This is a genomic window from Candidatus Endoriftia persephonae, assembly GCF_023733635.1.
GTDB lineage: Bacteria > Pseudomonadota > Gammaproteobacteria > Chromatiales > Chromatiaceae > Endoriftia > Endoriftia persephonae.
On record NZ_CP090569.1, the window covers coordinates 1,144,569 to 1,164,543 of the forward strand.

Consider the following 19,975-nt stretch of genomic DNA (forward strand, 5'->3'; position numbering starts at 1 on the left):
ACAGCGGGCTGGTTTGTCCTTGTGATCGCATGAACAGCGAGTGCGTTATCCGCTTCTGGAATTGGATTGAGGGGATGATATGACTGACGTTTCTTCCAACGCCAGGCACAGGTCTTGAAGCATGTGCGGAGAGAGCCGGATGCCGTGCTCTTGGTGCAGCCGCCGGGCGATCTCCTCGGCATCTCGGGGAACGGGCTTCATCTCGCCGATGAACGTCGTCAGATTCTTCAGGAGCGCCCACGGATAGGCAGCCAGTGCCATTTTACAATCTTGCGGGCATGGAAATCGGGCATGGAAATCGGGCATGGAAATCGGGCATGGAAATCGGCATGAAGAGCGATTGGATCTTGTGATGGATCACGGCGGTGCGAACAATCGCAGGTGCGCCGCGGGTACGCAAATGCTCGAGGGCGATCTCGAAGGTATCGCCGCTGTCGCTGACGTCGTCGACTAGAAGAACTCGCCGGCCGCTGACATGGGTAGAGAGGGGGTATTTCACTTTCGCACGTGCCTGCTTGTGGGGGCCGTGGTAATGCTCGATCTTGAAGCTGGTCAGATCCATGAGATTGAGGAAATCAGCCAGAATGCGACCGATGACCCAGCCACCGTGACCGATGGCCACGATGATGTCAGGGCGAAAGCCGCTGGCGCGAAGTCGTTCCGCAAACAGGCGGCACAGGCCGTAACTCTGATGCCAGGTAATCAGTTCGCAGGGTTTTCCCCTCTCAATGCACAGCAGTAAGATGACCGTGGCGCGCACCACGCATCAACTCATGGAAATGCTCGCTGTCCACCATAAGCAGGTGCTCATGATCACCGGCCTCGAAATAGACATTGGCCAGGCTGCTCAGATCCTCGTCCAGCATCATATCGATGCCATAGGCACTACCCAATGGCGGAATGGCACCCAGATCACAGTCACTGAACAGACGGCCGATCTCCTCCTCACTGGCCATCCGCAGATCTCGGCCGAGCTCCTCGCTCAGACGCCGCCGGTCGAGCCACTGGTCACCAGGAATCACGGCCAGCATATAACCGATGTTGTCCTTCATCAGCACGCCCTTGGCGATATGATCATCGGGCACATGGGCTGCCAGGGCCGCCTGAGGACTGGTTGCGGTCTTGGCATGTTCAAGCACTTCATAGGGAATATGCCGCTCATTCAGCATGTTCATAACAGATGTAGCAATAGTCATGGCTCTATCTTCCATACTGGGCACTTGCGCAAGGTGCAACTGCAGGTTCGGGTTAAATGCGGAAAGCCGACCAGGTGGAAAGCCCAATGGTCTCATTCATCTACCCAGCCGGCATTCCAGGGGGATAACTTAAAAATAGCCCAAATCCATTGCCTATGCTCTCAATAGGGCAAAGATAAACGAATATTCGGCTCGCCATTATGCAAGGTAAAACCGGCATCCACGACCCGGTCGCCTACCACGCTTGGTACAGCACCCCACGCGGGAGCCGGATCGCCGGGCAAGAGCTGGAGCTGATGCTCAAACTGCTGCCATTCCAGCTGGGAGAAAAACTGCTGGATGTCGGCTGCGGCACGGGCTACTTTAGCAGCCGTTTCACCGACGCAGGGCTTACAGTAACTGGTCTCGACCCGGACCCGGCCGCACTGAGCTTCGCCCGTAAACTGGACCAGCGTATCGGCCATATCCAGGGCCACACCGAGGGACTTCCCTTCGTCGACGGCGCTTTCGACCACAGTGCCGCAGTAACCAGCCTCTGTTTTGTGGCCGAGCCCGCCCATGCCCTGGAGGAACTGTGGCGAGTCAGCCGCAAAAGCGTCATTCTGGGCCTGCTGCATCGCCGCAGCCTGTTGTGGCTGTATAAGGCCGGCCGTGGCAGTTACCAGGGTGCCCGCTGGGATCTCCTGGAGGAGGTAAGGCAATGGACACAGGGGCTTCAGCCCACACCAGAGATCCGGGCCGGATGGACAGTGTTTTTTCCCTCTGGTGGCGCCATCGCACAGCGGCTTGATCGCTTCATGCCCGACTCGCTGCCCTTGGGGGGATTTTTGGTAGTTTGCCTGTACCGAAGGTCAGGATTCTAGCCCGCGTATTGCCGGATCAACCGCAAAGAAGGCATCAAGGCCGCCGTTCAGTCCTCTTCCTGCTCGATGCTGCAGCAGTGCGCACCCATCTCAGCGGACAGTAAAATGCCTTCACGCAGTTTGGTTGGCCTGAATGCGGTGCAACCTTTCACGCCTTGATGATAGGCGCTTTCATACAATGAGCGGAATGCATCGAAGGTATCGAGATGCACCGATACTTGATCTCCCAGATATGGCGTGCAATCGCAGTAACGAGCGCGTCGTCGACTATAGCCGCTACCTTGGGTCGTTACCGGCGGTTGGTATGGTCTCCACCAGGGGAACGAAAGCAACGCTGAGAATATTGCGAGTATGGCTGTTGCCCTCCCGGTCCTTTTCTACCAGCATTAGTTCCTGATAGCTGTACGGCTGCCCGACCGGGATCACCAGCCTGCCTCCCGGTCTGAGCTGTTCTACGAGGGCGGGGGGGATATGGCCGGCCGCCGCCGTGACGATGACACCATCGTAGGGGGCATGTTCCGGCCAGCCCAGGTAGCCGTTTCCGGTCTGCACATCGATATTGTCATAGCCCATCTCCCCGAAACGCCGCTTCGCTGTCTCGCTCAACTCCGGAATCACCTCCATGGTGCAGACTCGCCTGCACAACTGCGAGAGTATGGCGGTCTGGTAGCCCGAGCCGGTGCCGATCTCGAGGATGGTGTGGTCGGGCTCGGGCTGCAGCAAGTCGGTCATCAAGGCCACGATGTAGGGCTGGGATATGGTCTGCCCGTGACCAATTGGCAATGGACCATTGTCAAAGGCGGCATGTTTCAGCTCTGGGGGCACGAACTCCTCCCGCGGCACCTTGCGCATGGCCGCCATGACCCGCGGCTCGAAGTGATCCCGGCCGATCATGTTGCGGGTGAAGTCGATCTCGCTTTCGATATCGTCGATCATCCGCTGTCGCTCGCGCTGCGTGCTCATGTACCCTGCTCCCAGGAAGTAAGATAGCTCCGCTGTTCATGTGTCAGCTCATTGATGATGATCTCCATGGTCGCCTCCAGGGTGCGTAGCGGATCGACCTCGGTAATGACAATGTTGGCCCCGTGCCCCGCAGCGGGTGTTGTTCATGGAATCGCTCCATGAACTCGTACAAGACAGGCATCTCCTGCAATGCCCATTCGATACGTCGCTGGCCCTGCTCCGCCAGGGCCGTGTCGAGGATGTTCGCGCTTGTTGCGATCCCCATTTTCTCCTCCTAAGCAAACGTAGATTGAGTTAGATGCGCAACAAGGTCGTGTTTTGCGCTTATCGACCCTGTTTAAGCACATCGCAATCGGTACATTGCTCTTTAATCTATAGACCACAGTTGCCATGCCGGCTGCGTCCGTTCTTGAGCCTGTGGATATTGGGCTCAACTCTATTTACATTCATGTAATGGCGACTGACTTACCTAAACACTCCTGGCCCGTTCTGCCCAGCTCCGCCACTGATATTGTTGGCACCCTCCTCACGGGTGATAGGCAGATATTGCTGTTCGGCCCATCAGGTGTTGGCAAGTCAACATTGGCTGCGGAATTGGCGCGTACGCTGGACAATTCTGACCGTAGCTGCCTGTGTATCAGTGCTGACCCGGGTAGCCCGGCATTTGGCGTTCCCGGCACCCTGTCGTTGGGTCAATGGGCCAATGATGGCTGGCAGGTCGTTGCCTATGAATCCTTGTGTACCCTGGATGCTGGCCGCTTTCGTTTGCCCCTGGTGACTGCAGTGCGTCGTCTGGCGCTGCTGTGCAATAACGGCGTGATGTTACTGGACAGCCCCGGAGTGGTACGGGGCGTGGCTGGCCGCGAGCTGCTGGCGGGGCTGGTGGAGGCCGCAGGAATAGATACGGTGCTTGCCCTTACCTCAACGGGCCGATCTCCTCCCCTGGCTGAGGAACTCCATGCCCTTGCTGCCGAGGTATTCCTGGTGCATACCGCATCGGTGGTAAAGCGGCCCGGCAAACGCACGCGGGCCAGGCTGCGTACGGCGCAGTGGGACGGCTATTTGGCGGATGCGAAAACACATTGCCTGAACCTGGGCGAAGTCAGACCCATTGGAACACCACCACCCCTTGAAGAACAGGCAGCCTGGATTGGAAGGCAGGTGGCCTTGTTAAAAGAAAACCGGACCGAGGCCATGGCCGAGGTACTGCACCTGGAGGAGGGCAGCCTGACTGTCATGGCGCCACTGGAAACCATCACGGCAGATTCATTACTGGTACGAGATGCGGTCCGTAGCACCAGTGGGCTGATGGAGACGGCGGAATCCTTTGCCGCTGGGCGCATTGCCTATCTGCCCCAACCAGAGGGGGTGACATTGGGAGAGGAAAGCGGCGGGCCACGCATTGTGGGTCGGGTCGGAGCGCTTGATCTGACCCTGCTCAATGGTGTGTTTGGCGACCCCCTGCTGCATCTGCGCATCCGTCATTTGGGTCGCAGCATGCTGTTTGATCTGGGAGACGGAAGTCGTTTGTCGGCACGGGTTGCCCACCAGGTGAGCGATGTATTCATCAGCCATGCTCATATGGATCACCTGAGTGGTTTTCAGTGGCTGTTGCGTTCACGGCTTGGCGAGTTTCCACCCTGCAGGATCTATGGACCACCGGGCCTGATAGAGCATGTTGTCTGTTTCATCAACAGCTTCCTGTGGGACCGCATCGGTAAGAATGGCCCCGCCTTTGAAGTGGCGGAACTCCACGGACAACGTCTTAAACGCGTTCGCCTACAGGCCGGCATAGCGGGGCGAGAGGTGCTGGAAGAGGTGGAGGTAACAGACGGTGTCCTGCTGGAAGAGTCGGGGTTTCGGGTTCGCACGGTGCAACTGGACCACCATACACCGGTGCTCGCCTATGCCCTGGAACTGGCGAAGACCCTCAACGTACGTAAGGATCGGCTGCAAACACGGGGACTGGAGCCCGGACCCTGGCTTACTGAGCTGAAGCAGCAGCTCATGGCCGGCAACCTGAAGGCACCTGTCTACCTGCCAGACGGTAGTGAGGCCAGTGTGGGTGAACTGGGCGACGAACTGATACTGGTGATGCCAGGTAAGAAGCTGGTGTATGCCACTGACCTGGCCGATACGCCAGAAAACCGGGAAAAACTGGTAGCTCTGGCCCGTAATGCTCATACCCTGTTCTGTGAGGCCACCTTCAGCGAGGGTGATGCAGAGAATGCGGCGAAGAATGGTCATCTGACCACCCGTGCCGCGGGAGAGATCGCTACCAAGGCCCGGGTATCCCGCCTGGTGCCGTTTCACTTCTCACGCCGTTACCAGCGAAACCCGCAGCAGCTTTATAATGAACTAAGGGCTGCGTGTTCCCGTGTGGCACTTCCCGTATCCATGAAGGTATTCGAATCTCCAATGAATACCCTAGCCAAACCCCCGCTTAAACTGGACTCAACAAATAATATGAAACAGAAACAGGATAGCCAGATCTGCGCCATCTTGTTCGACTTTGGCGGGGTCATCGCCGCGGAGGGCTTCGTTGAAGGACTCAGGGCGATCGCCAGGCAGCAGGGGCTGGATGCCGAGACATTGCCGGCGCAGGCGATGGACGCCGTATACGACTCAGGTTATGTCACGGGAAGAGGCAGTGAAGCGGCCTTCTGGGATCTGCTGCGAAGGCGCACGGGCATGACGGGTGACGATGTCTCACTGCGGCATGAGGTACTGACGCGCTTCGTGGTGCGACCATGGATAATCCAACTGGTCCGGAAACTGCGGGCGCGTGGCTACATGACCGGTATCCTCAGTGATCAGACCGACTGGCTGGACCTGCTGGATGAGCAGCAGCACTTCGCCGGTGAGTTCGATCACGCCTTCGTCAGCTATCGGCTCGCCAAGGGCAAGCGTGATGCCTCCCTCTTCGATGACACGGTACAGAGCTTGGGACTGGCACCACAGCAGGTCATCTTTATCGATGATGCACCCGGCAATATAGAACGGGCCTGCAGCTGTGGGATGAGGGGTTTGCTCTACACTGACCAGGACACCTTGATGGCGCAGCTTGCCGCCATGCTGGAGTAGCCGTGCAACGCCGTCGGATGCTTTCCTGGCTGGGCCTGGGGCTGCTTGGCCTCGGTAGCGGAGCCGTGGCCAGGGCGAGGACACAGCGCATGACTCATCATGAGGCAGAGAACAAAACCGATCCCGTCACGCTGTTTCTCTGTGGCGACGTGATGACCGGTCGCGGCATCGACCAAGTACTGCCCAACCCCTCATCCCCCGAGATCTACGAATCCTATATGACCTCAGCCCTGGGCTATGTGGAGATTGCAGAAGAGGCCAACGGCCCCATCCCGGCACCGGTTGCCTTCGATTACATCTGGGGCGATGCGCTGACGGAGTTTATCCGGGTGGCACCGGATCTGCGTCTGATCAATCTGGAGACCGCCGTCACCCGCAGCGACAGCTACTGGCCGAGCAAGGGGATCAACTATCGCATGCACCCGGATAACTTCCCCTGCATCGAGGCAGCCGGCATCGACGGCTGTATCCTGGCCAACAACCATGTCTTGGACTGGGGCTATGACGGTCTGAAGGAGACACTCGATACCGTGGAGGCAGCGGGCATAAAGACCATAGGTGCAGGGTATAACGGCAAGGAGGCCAAGGCACCGGCAATCTTTGAACTGGCTGGTGGACGGCGCGTGATGGTGCTGGCCTTTGCCCACCCCTCCAGTGGTGTGCCCCGGGCATGGCGGGCCGGTCCCGGGCGGGCGGGAGTCCGTCTTATGGAGAGCCTGTCCGAGGCGGGAATCGAGGAGGTCGCCAGCCAAGTGGCGACGGTAAAGCAGGCGGGTGACCTGGTGGTTGTGTCCATCCACTGGGGCGGTAACTGGGGCTACCCAATCGCCCGTGAACAACAACGCTTTGCCTACGGCCTCATCGACAGGGCGGGCGTGGACGTGGTACATGGCCACTCCTCCCATCACCCCAAGGGGATCGAGATCTACCACGATCGCCTCATACTCTACGGCTGCGGCGACTTCCTCAACGACTACGAAGGCATCGGTGGCTTTCCGCAGTACAGGGATGACCTGACGCTGATGTATTTCCTTACCCTGGAGCCGCACAGCGGCAGGTTGCTGCGCCTGCAGATGACACCGATGCAGATCAGGCGGTTTCGTCTGCAAACACCGTCGATGCAAGACAGACGATGGCTGGCACAAACCATGGGTAGAGAGTGCGGCCGCCTCGGTGCGGGGATAAAGGAGAATGCCCAGGGCCGTTTTGAGCTCTATTGGCAATAAATTAGGCGGATTTCTCAGCCCGGTTTGAGCCGGTTCACCTCCAGTGCCATGGCGAGTGACTGAATCTGCCCTCAGGCGATCTTGATTCTTACCACGTTCATCACCTCAAACTCGATCCCGGCGACCATCTTGGTTGCCGGGTAGTAGGTCAGGTTGACCCGCTGACCGGTGATGTTCTTGTATCGTTGCTTGCGTTTGTAGCTGAAGGAAACATCATACCCCTCCACCAGCAGGGTGTTGACGATCCACTCCCCCTCGTCCCGCTGCACATGGGAGATCACCTTGAGCATATCGGAGTGAACGAGCTTTGCGTGCCGCTTGAGCAGTTTTTCCGGTTCGGATTGCATGATGTTCCTCCGCCGGCCCCCTGTAGGGCCGGGATTTAATCCCAGTCCAGCAGCCGCTGTTCCCCCTCCAGGGTCTTGATGTCCGTAATATCCTGGGACATCTCGAGAACGCCTCGATAGTTCTTCGCCTCGTCACGCACTGCAAAATAGCGGATCTGCACAAACCGGCCCTTCACGTGAAGGCGGAAATCCGCCACATCCTTGGTGCCGCGTTTGAACTCCTCCAGGATTCGCAACACTGTGTCCACCGACTTCGGTGGGTGACAGTAACGTACCTCCCTGCCAATGATACCTGCACTGCGCGGGAATAGACGATCCTCACCCCGGTTATAGAAGACCACCCGGTCATTCTCGTCTACGTAGGTGATATCCAGCGGCAGGTGGCGAAAGATGAGATTCACCTGCTCCGGGGTCATATACCCCTCGTCATAGTGAAAACGGTTCTCTGTGGCGAAGGGCAGTTCACCTGATCGCTCAACCTGGGAGGGGTGCACATACGCCTCCTCCTCTACAGGAGCTGGATAGGGTGGCGGTGTCTCATTCAGCATCCAGCCTATCTCTTCGTCGCCAGCTCGCATGGCCTGCCACTCGGACTTATCCAGCAGCTGCAGCGCATTGGGTAGTAGCCGGGTCTCCTCCACGCTCATCAAGCGTGTCATCTCGTCCTGTAGCAGGGGAAACAGCAGTGCCACCTGCTGCATATCCCCCGCCTCCAGTACCAGACGGACCTCTTTGATCCTGGCTCGGATGTCGTCGTGAAAGGCCCACATGTTCTTGCTCGGGGAGTCCCAGCCGTGGCGTTCGAGACAGGGGAACAGCTGGTTTTCCTTGCGCACATAGTGCAGCTCCACCCCGGCGATCTGCTGGAACAGCCGTTCGAATCCCTCTCTCTCCGTGAGAGGGTCCAGTTGATTGATCTCGGCAAACAGCGCACGCAGCAGGCGGTTCTCTTCCAGATAGACCCTCACTGGGTGGCCTGGTTCGAACTGCTTCAGTTGCCCGGCGGCCAGCTTCTCCACCAGCACGTCGTGATAGAAGGCGGCCACTTTGGGGTTGGACTGGACAAATAGCCCCTCTTCTTCCAGCTCCTCGATAATCGAGGAAAATGTCTCCTTATCCAGCGACTCACATGCGTCCCCAAAGTGGTGCATGGCGGCATCCGGGTCACCGCCGGTACAGAGGTCACGAAGGATGGTGGTCAGTATGTCACTGCAAGACTGGGTCAGAAATTCACTCAAAACAGGCCCCTGGCAAAGTTTGGCGTATCGTTACTTGTGCGCACCACCGACAAGCTATCCCGACAGGCTGGGCACAAAGGAAGCGCATTTTAGCCATGTGCCGGGACCGATCAATTGACCTAAACCAAAAAGTGAGGAGATGCAGCTCTCCCGGGGTCAGAGTCAAGAGCGAGTCTGTTGGGTGTGGCTTGATGCAAGATCAATGCGATACAGGTGCAGTAACTTCGTAGCTGACTCGACTCCGACCCCTGAAGTTCTCTCTAGCCAGATGATTGAACCGTGCTGACACATCAGGAACTACGTCAAAAGACCGAGTGCTACTGGAGCAGTGGCCGGGCCTTACGTGCCTGGCTGGGAGAGGAGGTGCTTTTCCTTTCCCCTGCGTATCCCAGTGGGAAGGCCGGGCGCTAAGGCGTTGATGGCCGACTACAACCAGGTGCGTGATGGAAAGACAGCGCTAGAACAAGGCGCCGGCTACCGGATCGAGTACGCAGAGGCCAATCATCGCCAGTTGGGGCGTCAGCGACTGCCGCAGCAACTGGTCTTCGATCGCCAGGACGATCTGTTGGGTTATCTGCGCAAAACCTGTGAGTTCGAGCGTTTCACGGCGGGGTCTATTTCCCCCATGTGAAGTCGCTACTGATGGAGCCTAGCACGCTGGAGGCGCTATTCGACGCCTGGGTGGAGGAGAGTTCCAGCAAACGCACGACCGCCCGGTTGCCACATCTCGATAGCGAGGGGCAGATGTGCTATCGGCTGTTGTATGAAGATCGCTTGAGAAACAATATTCGGTTGGAGCAGGAGCGGATCCCGTTCGGTCGCCTCAATACGAGACTTCAGACGATCAGCCCTCTCCCCTTAAACTCCGGAAAGTGATAGGCACCTGTGCTGCTTTCATCGACACGCTTGATATTGGCATCCATGCCTACATGGATGTAGGTAAGGAGCGGGAGTTTCGCCTAGCAGGTTGTTGAAATTCTACTCAGGCGGCGCGATCCGGCGTTAAAATCGGCCTCAAAATGCTCATTTACTTCAGTAAACTGCGCTTTTTCGCCCGATTTTGCCTTGCCACGCACTCACCTGAGCGAATTTCAACAGCCTGCTAGATGCTCTTCTGGGCCTGGCTCAGCACGGTCATGAAGGATACGTTCTCCAAGCTGCCAAACAGGGGGTGGCGGGTCAGTTTGCTCCGGCTCAGGCGCGGCGATGTGATACCGCACAGGAAACGGCTCAACAGGCGCGGCTGCATCAGTATTTCGGTCTGCTCCTGCCTGACGGCGCTGACCTCCTGCCAGAATGTGTCACTGATTGTTTGTGCTCGGCGTGGCGGGAGCTCGCTACTGCCACGTCGGCACCAGCTGCAATGGCCGCAGGGGGCTTCACGCTGTTCGCCGAAATGCTGTGCCAGGGCGTTGCTCTGACAGCCGTCCAGGGTGACCAGATCCAATATCTGTTGCAGACGATGGATCTCTGCGTCTTCCCGTTTGATGAGGCGTTGGTACAGCTCACTGGCCAAAGCCTCGGTGGTGTCCGGTTGTCGCATCCGCTGGAATCGGTGGCGTATGCCGGCGACCTTCACCTCTAGTAGCTGCTGCTCCCCCAGCCATTCGAGCGCTTGTACGATCCTGTCGCGGGTTGTTTGCAGCGCTACGGCGGCTTCGGTCGGATCAATGCTGAACCAGATTCTGCCCTTGACCGCATGCCGAAACAGGGCGGCGAGAAAATTACGATGTTCCCCCTTGAAGCGGGAGAGGATCTCGGCTGAGCTTTGCAGGGGTTTGAATTTGTAGTCAGCGTAGAAGGGGGTGCCGCCTTCCAGATAGCCCGCCAACTCCAGGTAGGTAAGCAGCGTTCGCAACACCAGCGGGCGGATGTCGTGCCGGGCCGACAGGGTATAGAGGCTGACGTCGAAGCTCGGCTCCTGAGCGAACAGCTCATCGATTAGACCATACAACGCGGCTTTATCTGGGGTGTCGCCATAGACGAAGTTTTCCAGCACGTTCAGGTCGTCGGGGCAGACCAGCATTTGGCACACTGAAGGTGCGCCGTCACGCCCGGCACGGCCGATCTCCTGCGAGTAGTTCTCCAGACTCTTGGGCAGGTTGTAGTGATAGACCGCACGGATATTCGCCTTGTCCACCCCCATGCCGAAGGCGATGGTGGCGACCACGATGGCGTGGCTGGCTCTCATGAACCACTCCTGGACCTCGCCACGGATATCATCCTTGAGTCCGGCGTGATAGGCGCGGGCGGGTAACCCGGCATCGGCAAGCCGTTGGGCAACCGCCTCGGCAGTCTTTTGCAGGGTGACATAGACGATGACCGGGCCGGGGGGATTGCGGCTGATCGCCTCGAGCAACACCCGGTCGCGCTCTGACGCCTCGACTACGGTGGTCTCGATGTTGAGGTTGGGGCGGTAAAAGCCAGTGCTCACCGCGCAGTCTGGTTTGATCTCGAACAGCCGGCAGATATCCTCCAGCACTGCTGGCGTGGCGGTGGCCGTCAGAGCCAGTATGCGTTCGGCGCCGAACTGGCGAGCGAACCCCGCCAGCTTGAGATAGTCGGGACGGAAATTGTGCCCCCATTCCGAGATGCAGTGTGCCTCATCCACGGCAAACAGGGCGATCTGGATAGGCTTTAACATCGCCCTGAATCGCTCATTATTGAACCGCTCTGGGGCGACGTAGAGCAGCCGCAGCTCACCGCTTTTAAGTTGCTGCACCACCTTCCGGTACTCATCGGCAGTGAGTGAGGAGTCGAGTCGGCAGGCGCTGATGCCGCGTGCGGTGAGCGCATCTATCTGATCCTTCATCAGCGCAATCAGTGGCGAGACGACCAAAGTTACGCCGGGCAGCAACAGCGCGGGTAACTGATAGCAGAGGGATTTTCCGCCACCGGTGGGGAACACAGCAGTCGCTGAGTGGCCGTCGAGTAGATGTTGCATCACCGCCTGTTGGCCGGGGCGTAACTCGGTGAAGCCAAAATAGTGGTGCAGGGCCGTCTGAATCCTTGATGACATGGGGACCTCCTGTCCCCGGCTATCGGGAATAGTGTGCATGATCGCTCCATTATCCCCCCAATCGCGGACCGAGGGCCATTTCAGATGTGGCGGTGATTGCCATCACTACCGGTCGATTGTTAGCGTCTGTGCTGACTCGATCAACAAGGAGCTGTGATCAATGAAGAGGACAGGGATCTGTTTGGGCTGGTTGTTGGTGCTGTTTGTTACCTTGACGGCCCATGCCGCGGCGCTGGATCTCCTGCTGCTGACGAAGTATCGGCCGGGGATGGATGTCAGCGGCTGGTTTATGAGCGAGAAGCTCGATGGCGTACGGGCCTATTGGGACGGCCGACAGCTGCTGTCGCGCCAGGGCAAGCTGTTTGCTGCCCCCAGCTGGTTTACCGAGAAGCTTCCCCCTTTTGAACTGGACGGTGAATTGTGGATCGCCAGGGGGCGCTTTGAAGAGATCCTCTCCATTACGTCGCGCGATCAGCCGCACCCGGGTTGGCGCCGCATCACCTACAACATCTTCGAGGTACCGAATGCGCCGGGCGGTCTGGATGCCCGCTTGGGGCGACTGCGGCAATACTTGGCGCGTGATTCGGTTGAGCAGTTGCGGATTATCCCTCAAGCCGTTTGTCGAGATGTTGCCCATGTTATGACGCGGCTGATGGCGGTGGATGCGGCCGGTGGCGAGGGAGTGGTATTGAGAAATCCTGGCAGCCCTTACGAAACAGGCCGCAGTCCCAACGCCCTCAAGGTAAAACGCTTTGATGATATGGAGGGTAGGGTGGTTGGCTATCGGCCTGGCAAGGGGAAATACCACGGAATGACCGGGGCCCTATGGGTAGAGATCGAGGGAAACAAGCGCTTCTATATCGGCTCCGGCCTGACAGATCGGGAACGCGCGGCGCCACCTGCGGTCGGCAGTGTGATCACATTCAAGTATCAGGGTTTTACCAACAACGGTATTCCGCGCTTTGCGTCGTTTCTGCGGGTTGGCGATACGCGTTAACCCGCATCTCTCCGCCCCATGGCGATGGGCAATCCCTATGCACTTCGCCGGAGGAACGCCAGCAGCGATTCACCGTGTGTGGAGATGGCCTCCCTGGAGTCGTGGCCGGTTTCAGGCAATAGCAGCAGTTTCACCCGGTCGTCGAGGCGGTTGGCATATATCCGCCGTGCATCCGCCAGCGGAACGCTCTCGTCCTCCTCGCCGTGTACCAGCAGCACCGGACAGCTCCCCTGCCGGATGGTGTTGCAGGGGGCGATATCATCGAAGTTGGCCTTGATGGTCCGTTCGATATAGCGCAGCACCAGCCAGCCGATGGGCAGGTATGGAATATGGTGCGAGCGCATCTGCCTGCGCATCATCTCTACGGGGTGGGCGAAGGCGGCGATGCTTATCACGCCGGCCAGATCCTGTCGGCGGGAGGCTACCAGCAGCGCCGCAGCTGCCCCCACAGAGTGGCCGAGCAGGTACAGCCGCTGCGGGTCAATGCGTGGCTGGCGGCCCAGCCAGTCGAGCCCGTGCTCGAGATCTTCGGCGAAGCGTGGCATGGAAGAGAAACTGTCATCATCGCTGTTGCCGTGATTGCGGGCGTCTAGCAGCAGTACGGCATAGCCTTCGTGATGGAGCAGGGAGGCGAACGGCAGCATGTGCCCGGCGTTGCCGCCCCAGCCATGTATCACGGCCACCGCAGGGCCGTTTTTGATGCCTTCCGGGAGTGGAATGAACCAGGCAAACAGGCGCTTGCCGTTTGCGGTTGGGATGCGCACGGCCCGGTAGGGCAGCCCTAGATCCGCTGGCGATCTATGCTCCTGGATCCTCGGAGCGCGATAGGCCCGGTGAATCAAAATCGGTGTCAGGAGGGCTCCCGCCAACAAGGCGAGCGCAATCAGTATCAGGGTATTCATCGCGGCAGGTTCAGCTTGGCGCAGAGTCCGCCCTCGGAGCGGTTATGCAAAATTAGGTCGCCGCCATGGGCGCGCGCGATGTTTCGCGCAATCCCAAGACCTAGTCCCGTCCCTCCAGTCTGTTGGGCACGGGAGCTTTCCAGACGAAAGAATGGGTCAAATACTTTCTGCAGTGACCCTTCGGGAATGCCTGGACCCTTGTCGCAGATGGATATGACAACCTCTGTTTCTGTATCTTCAATCCTGATATCGGCTTGCCCGCCATAGCGCACGGCGTTCTCCACCAGGTTGACGATACAGCGTTTCAGCGCCAGAGGTTTGCCATCGTAGGGCGCGATTATCTGGCCATGGAGTTGCACATCCTTGCCCGCTTCCTGGGCATCCTCCTGAATGCTTTCCAGCAGTGCCATCAGATCCAGGCGCTGGCTGGGTTCTCTTGTTTCGGTACCCCGCATGAAGTCCAGAGTTGCGCTCACCATGGACTCCATATCATCGAGATCCTTTTCGGTCTTTGCCCGCAGTTCCTCGTCGTCCATTAGATCCGTGCGTAGACGTATTCGGGTCAGTGGTGTCTTGAGGTCGTGGGAGACTGCCGCGAGGATACTCGCCCGGTCTTCGATATAGTTTTTCAGGCGAGTTTGCATGGTATTGAAGGCTTTCGCCGTATCCTTGACCTCGGCGGGGCCGGTCTCTTTGAGTGGCGGCTGCTGGATATCCTTGCCGAGCCCTTCCGCCGCTCGCCTCAGATCCCGCAAGGGACGGATGATCGAACGTACGCCGATGAGTGAGAGCAGGATTACGCTGATCAGCAAAATAGCCAGGACGATGAGGAGCCGAGTTGGCCAATCGAACATGCGCTCGGAAAGACCGCGCTCGAAGCGTACCCAGGTGCCGTCTTGTAACCTCACCTGGATGTGGAAAAATTGTGCCATGGTATGCAGTCCGTGCATGTAGGCCCAGGGGCCTGACATGGGGCCACCGCTCATCATATGTTGGCGGTGCATCTGCGGCATCTGCGGCTCCATGACCGAGCTTTCGATGGAGACCCGTACCTCGGTATTCTGCGGCAGCTGTTTCAGCAGTTGATGTCTGACCATCTCGGAAGTGGGATGGGAATTCTGATCCGCTTCCGGGATTGAAGCCGGTTGCTCAGAGAGGGTGATCTGTAGCTCCGGGCTGGCCAATAATGGCACTAGCTGTTGGCGATCATGGGCGGGAAGGGAGTCAAGGAGGCGGACAATGCCTGCTGTACGGACGATCAGGTTCTCTCGAATGGACTCGTAGAGTACCTGTCCCCGGTCACGCAACAGGATGAAAGCCGAGAGCAACTGAGCCAGGACCAGGCCCGTCAGCAACAACAGTACCAGCCTTCCAAAAAGTGATTTTGGCACCTTGAGTCTCCCCTTCAGATGGCTGACGAGACCTTGCTTGCGAGCAAGTAGCCGCGACCGCGTAGGGTCTTGATCAGTTTTGGCTGCTTGGCATCGTCGCCGAGGCGTCTGCGCAACCGGCCGATCAGGACGTCGATACTGCGGTCAAAGGGGCCGCCGTCCCGCCCCTGGGTCAGGTCAAGCAATTGGTCGCGGGTGAGTGCTCGGTTGGGGTGGGTCAGCAGCACGTGCAATAGCCGATACTCGGCGTTGCTCAGGGGGACCACCAGACCGTCGGGTGAGGTGAGGTGCTGGGTTCGGGTGTCCAGGATCCAGTCGGAGAATATGAGCCGCTCCGGGGCATCCGCCAGCGGGTCGATGGGCAGGTCCCGTACCCGGCGCAGTACCACCTTGATCCGGGCCAGCAGCTCCCTGGCGCTGAAAGGCTTGGCCAGATAGTCATCCGCTCCCATCTCCAGACCCAGGATGCGATCCATCTCATCGCCTCGTGCCGTCAGCATGATCACCGGAATCCTGGAACGCGTGCGCAGGGTACGGCAGAGCTCCATTCCGTCAACGCCGGGCAGCATCAGATCAAGGGTGATGAGATCGATGCGGGCCTGGTCCAACGCCATCCACATGCCGGTGCCCTCTGCCGCTGTCGTGACCTGGTAACCATTCTTCTCCAGATAAGTCTTGAGCAGGTGTCGGATCTCGGGGTCGTCATCGACGACCAATATGTGGTCTTGAGGGGTGTCCATGGCTCCAAATCTAAAGGGTTTTTTCTACTTGTGCGGGAGTGAATTGTAACGCTCGGTAATTCTCAAGGCCCCTGTTACATAAGATTACAAAACGCCTCTTTTTCGACACTGACGGCTTACACAAGTGCGGTTTTATAGAAATCAAGGCAAGAGCCTGAACAACCGATTCGATTCACTGTAACGCAAAAAGGAGAGAGTCATGAAACAGACAACCAAACAATTTCTGGGTGTCGCTGCCGCTTCCGTACTTGTTATTGGTCTGGTCAACGGTGTATTCGCCCACGGTGGATATGGTCCTGGTTTTGGCCCCGGCTGGGGTGGTCACCATGGGATGATGGGCGGTGGTCCGGTGGCCTATGCGGATCAGCAGCTGATCGGACTGAGAAGTACACTGGGTATTACGGCCGACCAGGAGAGTGCCTGGAACGCTTATACAGAGGCTGTGAAAGGCAAGGCCGGACTGATGGCTTCTCATCGACAGAGCATGTTTGGCAGCGGGTCGATTGCACCTGAACAGCGCTTCACTTTCCGTCAGCAGGGGCTGGAACAGATGCAAAAGGTCACTACCGCCAGTCGTGATCTGTACAGCGTACTGACCCCCGAACAGCAGGCCAGGGCCGGTAACCTGATTGGGCTGCATCACGCTCTTCGGTAAGAGAGCATCTCTTCCAAGAGGTCGGAGTCAAACCGTGCTGCCGTGTTCTGTTTGCCTGGTACACTGGACGGCTTGGCTCCGACACCTGCCTTATGTTCTCCCTGCTTCAAGGAACTTTTCTGGAAAGCGTTTGCCAAAAAACATTGAAACAAGAATGAATCTCAGTATGATCTACCTCCATGCACCGACTCTCTGAAAGATTGCTGGCCATTTTGCTCATGCTGCTGCTGGGATTTGCTCCACTGCAGGGTGCGATAGCCGGTTTTGCCGCTTCCTCCGGCCAGGAGAAGGGGGTGCATCAGATGTCGGGCATGCATGAGAGTAGTGCGGGTATGGCTGTTATGGACCATACAACCCACGATTGTGAGCAGTGCAATGCCGGCAATGACTGTACCGGTCATAGCTGCTCCTCCAGTCATTGTACTTCCTGTGTGCTGGCGCTGTTCTCGGTCTTTTCTCACCCTACAATGCTGACTGTTAACCCCGTATCACTATCGGCGGATGACGGTTTCATAAACCAACTCTCCTCTTTCCTCTTCCGCCCGCCCAGGGCCTGACTTCCCTGCTGTTGATCTCTGGTTTTTCAGGGATCGCTCTTGTGACAACTGTTTGTTGACCATCGGTCAGCAGCGTTATGTCTGCTGCTGACTTGCAGAGGAAGAATAACTCCATGAGTAGTATTAACGACCCAATCAAGGGGGGCGGTCGCTTTCGGCGTCCTGCCTCTCGCGACACTTCTCCATCCCTGGAGGGCGTCTGTCTGACGCGCCGCCGATTTGTACAGGGGCTGGCGATGGGTGGTGCTGTCGCCGGCCTAGGGCTGGGTTCCAGCGCCCTTGCTGCCGCTATGAAACAGCAGGGACCACAGACCCTGCGCGGCACCGATTTCAATCTGACCATCGGTGAGCAGGCGGTCAATTTCACCGGCGCGCCACGTATCGGCACCACCGTCAATGGTTCACTGCCGGCCCCCATCCTGCGTTGGCGGGAAGGCGATACCGTGACGATGCGGGTAACTAACCTGTTGAGTGAAACCAGTTCCATCCACTGGCACGGCATCATCCTGCCGAGCGCGATGGACGGTGTACCTGGCATCGCTACCGGCTTTAATGGAATCAAGCCGGGTGAAACCTTCACCTATCAGTTTCCGGTGGCCCAAAGCGGGACCTACTGGTACCACAGCCATTCCGGGTTTCAGGAGCAGACCGGGCTCTACGGTCCTATCATCATCGACCCCAGGGAGCCGGAACCCTTCAGCTACGATCGGGACTATGTGGTGATGTTCTCCGACTGGACCGATGAAGACCCCACCGATGTCTACGCCAAGCTGAAGAAGCTCAGCCACTACTACAACTTCAATGAGCGTACCCACACCGACCTGATGAAGGACCTCAAGGAGAAGGGGCTGGCCGCTACCTGGAACAACCGCAAGATGTGGAATCAGATGCGCATGAGTCAGCGCGACCTGTCTGATGTGACCGGCTATACCTACACTTTTCTGACTAATGGCCAGACTCCGGCGGATGGCTGGACAGGGTTGTTCAGGAGAGGCGAGAAGGTCCGTCTGCGCTTTATCAACGGTTCAGCTATGACCTTCTTCGATGTACGCATTCCCGGCCTGAAGATGACTGTGGTGGCAGCGGATGGTCAGTACATCGAGCCGGTGACGGTGGATGAGTTCCGCATGGGCGTGGCGGAGACCTATGACGTTATCGTCGAGCCTAAGGACGACACGGCCTACACCATCTTCGCCCAGGATATCGCCCGCTCTGGTTATGCCAGGGGGACTTTGACACCCGATCCCTCATTGACGGCTACGATCCCCGAGATGGATCCGGTACCGAATCTGGGGCATGGGGATATGGGCATGAACATGATGAACCACACCGGACATGACATGTCGGGTATGGACCACAGTCAGCACCAGATGCCGGATGGGAAGATGATGTCGGGTATGGACCACAGCCAGCATCAGATGCCGGATGGGAAGATGATGTCAGGCATGGACCATAGCCAGCACCAGATGGCCGGCATGGATATGGGCGGCATGCAGTTGGCTCAAGCACCGTCAGCGAAGCCGGCAATGAAGCCCAATCCATCGGACTTTACCGCAGGCCCCGTTCATCATGCTGCAACCGAATACGGCCCCCATGTAGACATGCGCGCTGATGTGCCTCAGTACCGGCTGGATGATCCCGGTGTCGGTCTGCGTAATAACGGCCGTCGTGTTCTCACCTACGCTGATCTGCGCAACCTGCGCACCACCCACGATCACCGTGAGCCGGACCGGGAGATCGAACTCCATCTGACCGGCAACATGGGGCGTTACATGTGGTCGATCAACGGCGTCAAACACAGCGATGCCGAACCCCTGCGCTGGAAGCTGGGTGAACGCCTGCGTATCACCTTCGTCAACGACACCATGATGAATCACCCGATGCATCTGCACGGAATGTGGAGTGATCTGGAGACCGGCGACAACAACTTCATCCCGCGCAAGCACACCGTGATTGTGCAGCCTGGCTCCCGGATTAGCTACCGGGTCACCGTGGACGCGGAGGGTGGCTGGGCCTACCACTGCCATCTGCTCTACCACATGCTCGGCATGTTCCGCACCGTCATCGTCAGTTGAGGAGGCAAAGATTATGAAAAAGACAGTAGCTGCTTTGATGGCGATCGGACTATCCGCTCCCGTCTTTGCCGGCGGGGCAGATGATCCGCTGCTCTACAAGGTGATGATCGACAAGCTGGAGATCAGGAGTACAGATGGCCCCAATCCACTGGTACTGGAAGCGGATGCCTGGGTCGGATACGACCTCAACAAGTTCTGGTTCAAGACCGATGTGGAACGGGTGGATGGCAAAACGGAAGAGGCTGAAGTGCAATTTCTCTACAGCCGTGCCATCGCACCCTTCTGGGATCTCCAGGTTGGCTGGCGTCGGGATATTAAACCGGAACCGGACCGTGACTTTCTGGCCTTCGGATTCAAAGGCCTGGCGCCTTATCTGTTCGAGGTGGATACGGGAGTGTTCATTGGTGAATCGGGGCAGATCGGTGCCCGACTGGATGCGGAATATGAGTATATGTTCACGCAAAAACTGATCCTGTCCCCCGAGATCGCGATGAATCTCTACAGCAAGGACGACGCAGCGGTCGGCATTGGCTCCGGTCTCTCCGACATGGAGTTGGGACTGCGGTTGCGCTACGAGGTACGGCGCGAGTTTGCACCCTATATTGGCGTCAACTGGACGAATAAATTCGGCCAGACCGCCGACTTCGCCAGAGACGAGGGTGAGGACACCAGCGATGTTCAGTTCGTTGCTGGTATTCGGGCCTGGTTCTGATCTTTCAACA

At 58.1% G+C, this 19,975-nt stretch carries 20 protein-coding genes; 9 read left to right on the forward strand and 11 right to left on the reverse strand.

Annotated elements, in window-relative coordinates; translation table 11 throughout:
* Window positions 1-45: 45 nt before the first annotated feature.
* The 3 genes from L0Y14_RS05150 to L0Y14_RS05160 are packed head-to-tail and all read right to left on the reverse strand — an operon-like array spanning window position 46 to window position 1,196.
* On the reverse strand, window positions 46-261 hold the full coding sequence (locus L0Y14_RS05150; RefSeq protein ID WP_039960404.1) for a hypothetical protein: 216 nt from the start codon (window positions 259-261) through the stop codon (window positions 46-48).
* A 1-nt stretch (window position 262) separates the two neighbouring features.
* A complete protein-coding gene (locus L0Y14_RS05155; protein ID WP_251859266.1) occupies window positions 263-760 on the reverse strand; it encodes a phosphoribosyltransferase in 498 nt (165 codons plus the stop codon).
* Complete coding sequence (locus tag L0Y14_RS05160) at window positions 726-1,196, reverse strand: aminoacyl-tRNA deacylase (RefSeq protein WP_039960769.1); 471 nt, start codon at window positions 1,194-1,196, stop codon at window positions 726-728. The genes L0Y14_RS05155 and L0Y14_RS05160 overlap by 35 nt, the downstream gene beginning before the upstream one ends.
* Before the next feature lie 200 nt (window positions 1,197-1,396).
* Between L0Y14_RS05160 and L0Y14_RS05165 the strand changes: the two genes are divergently transcribed.
* A complete protein-coding gene (locus L0Y14_RS05165) occupies window positions 1,397-2,059 on the forward strand; it encodes a class I SAM-dependent methyltransferase (RefSeq protein WP_005966624.1) in 663 nt (220 codons plus the stop codon).
* Window positions 2,060-2,106: 47 nt separating this feature from the next.
* Here L0Y14_RS05165 and L0Y14_RS05170 read toward each other — a convergent pair whose 3' ends face one another.
* Window positions 2,107-2,271 carry a hypothetical protein gene (locus L0Y14_RS05170; RefSeq protein WP_006474929.1) on the reverse strand — a complete coding sequence of 55 codons (165 nt, stop codon included), beginning with the start codon at window positions 2,269-2,271 and terminating at the stop codon, window positions 2,107-2,109.
* Window positions 2,272-2,335: 64 nt separating this feature from the next.
* Complete coding sequence (locus L0Y14_RS05175) at window positions 2,336-3,022, reverse strand: protein-L-isoaspartate(D-aspartate) O-methyltransferase (RefSeq protein WP_005966626.1); 687 nt, start codon at window positions 3,020-3,022, stop codon at window positions 2,336-2,338.
* A 582-nt stretch (window positions 3,023-3,604) separates the two neighbouring features.
* Here L0Y14_RS05175 and L0Y14_RS05180 point away from each other — a divergent pair.
* Window positions 3,605-6,106: an HAD-IA family hydrolase gene (locus L0Y14_RS05180; protein ID WP_251859267.1), complete on the forward strand. Its 2,502-nt coding sequence runs from the start codon at window positions 3,605-3,607 to the stop codon at window positions 6,104-6,106.
* An 89-nt stretch (window positions 6,107-6,195) separates the two neighbouring features.
* Window positions 6,196-7,332, forward strand: a complete 1,137-nt coding sequence (locus tag L0Y14_RS05185) for a CapA family protein (protein ID WP_006474927.1) — start codon at window positions 6,196-6,198, stop codon at window positions 7,330-7,332.
* 71 nt (window positions 7,333-7,403) lie between these two features.
* On the opposite strand, the gene L0Y14_RS05190 is transcribed toward L0Y14_RS05185, so the two are convergent.
* Entirely contained in the window at window positions 7,404-7,679 is a 276-nt protein-coding gene (locus L0Y14_RS05190) for a hypothetical protein (protein WP_006474926.1), read from the reverse strand.
* A 35-nt stretch (window positions 7,680-7,714) separates the two neighbouring features.
* Window positions 7,715-8,917 carry a DUF438 domain-containing protein gene (locus L0Y14_RS05195; protein ID WP_305790622.1) on the reverse strand — a complete coding sequence of 401 codons (1,203 nt, stop codon included), beginning with the start codon at window positions 8,915-8,917 and terminating at the stop codon, window positions 7,715-7,717.
* A 418-nt stretch (window positions 8,918-9,335) separates the two neighbouring features.
* Here L0Y14_RS05195 and L0Y14_RS05200 point away from each other — a divergent pair, with 418 nt between their 5' ends.
* Window positions 9,336-9,548 carry a DUF3322 domain-containing protein gene (locus tag L0Y14_RS05200; protein ID WP_006474924.1) on the forward strand — a complete coding sequence of 71 codons (213 nt, stop codon included), beginning with the start codon at window positions 9,336-9,338 and terminating at the stop codon, window positions 9,546-9,548.
* Between the two features lie 11 nt (window positions 9,549-9,559).
* Window positions 9,560-9,793 carry a Wadjet anti-phage system protein JetD domain-containing protein gene (locus L0Y14_RS05205; protein ID WP_138921851.1) on the forward strand — a complete coding sequence of 78 codons (234 nt, stop codon included), beginning with the start codon at window positions 9,560-9,562 and terminating at the stop codon, window positions 9,791-9,793.
* Between the two features lie 226 nt (window positions 9,794-10,019).
* Here the strand turns inward: L0Y14_RS05205 and L0Y14_RS05210 are convergent, their stop codons facing one another.
* Entirely contained in the window at window positions 10,020-11,936 is a 1,917-nt protein-coding gene (locus L0Y14_RS05210; protein ID WP_006474923.1) for a RecQ family ATP-dependent DNA helicase, read from the reverse strand.
* A gap of 160 nt (window positions 11,937-12,096) precedes the next feature.
* Here L0Y14_RS05210 and L0Y14_RS05215 point away from each other — a divergent pair, with 160 nt between their 5' ends.
* Window positions 12,097-12,933 carry a DNA ligase gene (locus tag L0Y14_RS05215; RefSeq protein WP_005966379.1) on the forward strand — a complete coding sequence of 279 codons (837 nt, stop codon included), beginning with the start codon at window positions 12,097-12,099 and terminating at the stop codon, window positions 12,931-12,933.
* A 35-nt stretch (window positions 12,934-12,968) separates the two neighbouring features.
* On the opposite strand, the gene L0Y14_RS05220 is transcribed toward L0Y14_RS05215, so the two are convergent.
* From L0Y14_RS05220 to L0Y14_RS05230, 3 genes are read right to left on the reverse strand one after another with little or no spacing between them, the layout of a single operon-like run.
* A complete protein-coding gene (locus tag L0Y14_RS05220; RefSeq protein ID WP_005966378.1) occupies window positions 12,969-13,835 on the reverse strand; it encodes an alpha/beta hydrolase in 867 nt (288 codons plus the stop codon).
* Window positions 13,832-15,226 carry an ATP-binding protein gene (locus tag L0Y14_RS05225; RefSeq protein WP_005966377.1) on the reverse strand — a complete coding sequence of 465 codons (1,395 nt, stop codon included), beginning with the start codon at window positions 15,224-15,226 and terminating at the stop codon, window positions 13,832-13,834. Before L0Y14_RS05225 ends, L0Y14_RS05220 begins: the two co-directional genes overlap by 4 nt.
* 14 nt (window positions 15,227-15,240) lie before the next feature.
* Window positions 15,241-15,966 (reverse strand): response regulator, encoded by a 726-nt coding sequence (locus L0Y14_RS05230; RefSeq protein WP_005966376.1) that lies wholly within the window; start codon window positions 15,964-15,966, stop codon window positions 15,241-15,243.
* 199 nt (window positions 15,967-16,165) lie between these two features.
* On the opposite strand from L0Y14_RS05230, the gene L0Y14_RS05235 reads away from it, so the two are divergent.
* From L0Y14_RS05235 to L0Y14_RS05245, 3 genes are all read left to right on the forward strand, one after another.
* Complete coding sequence (locus L0Y14_RS05235) at window positions 16,166-16,621, forward strand: Spy/CpxP family protein refolding chaperone (RefSeq protein ID WP_006474919.1); 456 nt, start codon at window positions 16,166-16,168, stop codon at window positions 16,619-16,621.
* Window positions 16,622-17,291: 670 nt separating this feature from the next.
* Window positions 17,292-19,253, forward strand: coding sequence for a copper resistance system multicopper oxidase (locus L0Y14_RS05240; protein ID WP_006474918.1), 1,962 nt, complete (start codon window positions 17,292-17,294; stop codon window positions 19,251-19,253).
* Window positions 19,254-19,266: 13 nt separating this feature from the next.
* A complete protein-coding gene (locus tag L0Y14_RS05245) occupies window positions 19,267-19,965 on the forward strand; it encodes a copper resistance protein B (protein WP_006474917.1) in 699 nt (232 codons plus the stop codon).
* Window positions 19,966-19,975 lie beyond the last annotated feature (10 nt).

What these genes read in the sequence shown, in the direction of transcription:
- L0Y14_RS05165 (WP_005966624.1), top strand. Translation starts at nt 1,397, where the DNA reads ATGCAAGGTAAAACCGGCATCCACGACCCGGTCGCCTACCACGCTTGG.
- L0Y14_RS05190 (WP_006474926.1), bottom strand. Translation starts at nt 7,679, where the DNA reads ATGCAATCCGAACCGGAAAAACTGCTCAAGCGGCACGCAAAGCTCGTT.
- L0Y14_RS05220 (WP_005966378.1), bottom strand. Translation starts at nt 13,835, where the DNA reads ATGAATACCCTGATACTGATTGCGCTCGCCTTGTTGGCGGGAGCCCTC.
- L0Y14_RS05235 (WP_006474919.1), top strand. Translation starts at nt 16,166, where the DNA reads ATGAAACAGACAACCAAACAATTTCTGGGTGTCGCTGCCGCTTCCGTA.
- L0Y14_RS05245 (WP_006474917.1), top strand. Translation starts at nt 19,267, where the DNA reads ATGAAAAAGACAGTAGCTGCTTTGATGGCGATCGGACTATCCGCTCCC.
- L0Y14_RS05215 (WP_005966379.1), top strand. Translation starts at nt 12,097, where the DNA reads ATGAAGAGGACAGGGATCTGTTTGGGCTGGTTGTTGGTGCTGTTTGTT.
- L0Y14_RS05230 (WP_005966376.1), bottom strand. Translation starts at nt 15,966, where the DNA reads ATGGACACCCCTCAAGACCACATATTGGTCGTCGATGACGACCCCGAG.
- L0Y14_RS05160 (WP_039960769.1), bottom strand. Translation starts at nt 1,196, where the DNA reads ATGACTATTGCTACATCTGTTATGAACATGCTGAATGAGCGGCATATT.
- L0Y14_RS05240 (WP_006474918.1), top strand. Translation starts at nt 17,292, where the DNA reads ATGAGTAGTATTAACGACCCAATCAAGGGGGGCGGTCGCTTTCGGCGT.
- L0Y14_RS05150 (WP_039960404.1), bottom strand. Translation starts at nt 261, where the DNA reads ATGGCACTGGCTGCCTATCCGTGGGCGCTCCTGAAGAATCTGACGACG.
- L0Y14_RS05175 (WP_005966626.1), bottom strand. Translation starts at nt 3,022, where the DNA reads ATGAGCACGCAGCGCGAGCGACAGCGGATGATCGACGATATCGAAAGC.
- L0Y14_RS05185 (WP_006474927.1), top strand. Translation starts at nt 6,196, where the DNA reads ATGACTCATCATGAGGCAGAGAACAAAACCGATCCCGTCACGCTGTTT.
- L0Y14_RS05200 (WP_006474924.1), top strand. Translation starts at nt 9,336, where the DNA reads ATGGCCGACTACAACCAGGTGCGTGATGGAAAGACAGCGCTAGAACAA.
- L0Y14_RS05205 (WP_138921851.1), top strand. Translation starts at nt 9,560, where the DNA reads ATGGAGCCTAGCACGCTGGAGGCGCTATTCGACGCCTGGGTGGAGGAG.
- L0Y14_RS05210 (WP_006474923.1), bottom strand. Translation starts at nt 11,936, where the DNA reads ATGTCATCAAGGATTCAGACGGCCCTGCACCACTATTTTGGCTTCACC.